Source organism: Streptomyces sp. NPDC029216, from assembly GCF_040648015.1.
In the GTDB taxonomy this organism is placed as follows: domain Bacteria; phylum Actinomycetota; class Actinomycetes; order Streptomycetales; family Streptomycetaceae; genus Streptomyces.
Genome location: NZ_JBEZWL010000293.1, coordinates 1 through 2,349 on the forward strand (window position 1 = coordinate 1; position 2,349 = coordinate 2,349).

Sequence of the window (2,349 nt, forward strand, 5' to 3'; positions counted from 1 at the left end):
GGAACAGCTCCCACAACTCATCCGGCACCAGCCGCTCAACAATTCCCGCCACGATCGACAGCCTACACAGCACGCCAAATGAGATGACGTCTAAGTTGCACGCAGTAGACACCAGCGAGCTCGCGTTCAGCCCTCGATAGTGACCACTTTGTAGGTGAGCTGGTAATGCGCATCATCCTCTCCGTTCAGTTCCTTCGTGTGCTCGCCTGGGGGATCAAACCTCGAAAGATTCGTCGACCCCAGCCTGTCGTCCGCCCCGAAGGTGGTATCTCCGAAGAGAGCGACACCCATATTGTCGCCGTGGATCTCCCGTATCTCATTGATTTCGACGGTAGTGAGTGGGCTCATTGTGAAGAATCCTTCTGGGTCCCCCGGCGGCCACACCTTCACGCCATCAATTTGCATCTTGACGTCATCGGAGTCGCCGCCCGCGGTGTGTAGGCACTTCAGCCTAATGATCTTGGCGGCAAATTGCAGTGGAGTGGTTTCAATTGCGAACGTCTCCGGCTGTGTGATCGCTTTGCAGTCTGGGCCCACCACAGGGTCAAGATTCTGCTGGGAACGCAACGCGATCTCGGCGTAGATCTCTTCTTCGCCAATTTCCGTATCCGCGACGTCTTTGTTGATTCTTACTCTCCGACTCCGCTGCATGACTTGGCTGGTGGCCGTGAATACAGCCTCCTGGGCCGAAGTGAGGTCGTCGTCTGCACCGATGACGTCGCTTTCTCGTACCTTCACGAACTCATGAAATTGAGTGCCGAGTTCACCCGGGTCAAACCTGGCCGTATATGTGATCGTGAATTCGAAGTCCGATGCACTCACGGGACTGCCGACTATGCGCTGATCCGTCACGAGGCACACGTCAGTTGCCTCCTCGACATCTCGGTGGTTTGAATAATCAACGCGAGTTTCTCAATGACCTTTACGGTCAACGTCCAGCGGTTGTTCGCGTGTCGCGACGCCGTTACTTGGAGCTCGTAACACGATCATGAGTCGGGCTTGCTGAGGCGTCGCCAGCAGATGAGGCTGCAGGCGAGGGAGACGAGCGCGTCGTGGAGTTCGGTGCGACGTTCCCAGCGGACGGCGAGTCGTTTGAACTGGTGCAGGAGCGCGAAGGTCTGCTCGACGACGTAGCGGAGTTTGCCCATGCCCTTGATGTTCGGGGCGCCCTTGCGGGAGATGACGGGCAGGATCCGGCGTCTGCGCAGCTCGTCCCGGTTGGGGTTGGAGTCGTATCCCTTGTCTCCGAGCAAGGCGCCCGGGCGTCGGCGGGGTCGGCCGGGTCGGCCTGCCACCGGCGGGATGCCGTCGACCAGGGCGAGGGTCTGGGTGACGTCGTTGACGTTGGCCGCGGTCGTGATGACTTTCAGCGGGGTGCCGCGTCCGTCGCAGATCAAGTGGTGTTTGCTGCCCGTCTTCCGCCGGTCGACCGGCGACGGACCGGTGTCGGCTCCCCCTTTTTCGCGCGGATGTGGGAGCCGTCCACGCACGCCCTCGACCAGTCGAGCCGGCCGGCCGCGTTCAGCTCGGCGAGCAGGATGCGGTGCAGCTGGTCGAAGACTCCGGCCTGCTGCCACCGCTCCAGGCGCCGCCAGCAGGTATGCCCGGAGCCGAAGCCCAGCTCAGGTGGCAGGAGTTGCCAGGCGATGTCATTGTGCAGGACGTACAGAATGCCCTGCAGACACAACCGGTCTGCCACCGGCCGCGGCCCTGGCGACCTCGTCGGCCAGGGCGGCAGTAGTGGCTCGATCAGTGCCCACAAGTCGTCGTCCACGATCCACGGCCGAGTGCTCACACACTCACGAACGGCCGATTCATCACACCGGTTACGCCCGGCCAGGGCATCTCAACAAGATCCTGTTACGAGCTCTCAGGTAGACCAGGAGCTTGTTCCGCTGCGGCGGACAGAGACAGGCGAAGTTCCGCAGCCGCTGATAAGCCCGGTAGGTCTTGCGCTCGACGCGGTTCACACCGTCCCCGAGCCCGAGCAGGGCCTCGTCGACCGCGTTCGCCAGCTCGGCCATCGAGGCACCCTGGACATCGGCTGCGGCCCGTGCGACCGCCTGCCGACGCGACCGCCGTGGTACCTGCGCCCCACCGCTCACGGACGCCACGGTCTCAAGGCCGAGCAGGTCGCTGCCGAAGAGTCGGTAGCGGACCAGGTCGATCGACCTGCGGTGCTCGCGTACGGCGTGAACGTCGTAGCGCGTGAAGTCGCCGGCGATACAGATCAGGCGCGGTCCGCTCCACAGCACCTAGGTGTATTGCCCAGTGAGGTTGGGGACGCGGCTGGCGGGTGGTTTGCCTGCGAGCGCGGTGTGTCCTCGGTGGTGATTGTAGGTGTGGAGC

General features: G+C 62.7%; 2 protein-coding genes and 1 pseudogene. All 3 read right to left on the reverse strand.

Annotated elements, in window-relative coordinates; translation table 11 throughout:
• Positions 1 to 126 precede the first annotated feature (126 nt).
• Positions 127 to 822: a hypothetical protein gene (locus AB0F18_RS39055; protein WP_362070260.1), complete on the reverse strand. Its 696-nt coding sequence runs from the start codon at positions 820 to 822 to the stop codon at positions 127 to 129.
• Positions 823 to 986: 164 nt separating this feature from the next.
• Positions 987 to 1,795 (reverse strand): IS5 family transposase gene (locus AB0F18_RS39060; protein WP_362070263.1). Its coding sequence is split into 2 segments (ribosomal slippage): positions 987 to 1,475 and positions 1,478 to 1,795, totalling 807 coding nucleotides; the frame shifts between segments, so codons are not numbered across the junction.
• Between the two features lie 73 nt (positions 1,796 to 1,868).
• Positions 1,869 to 2,255, reverse strand: a pseudogene (locus tag AB0F18_RS39065) (transporter); the annotation flags it as partial.
• Positions 2,256 to 2,349: the final 94 nt, after the last annotated feature.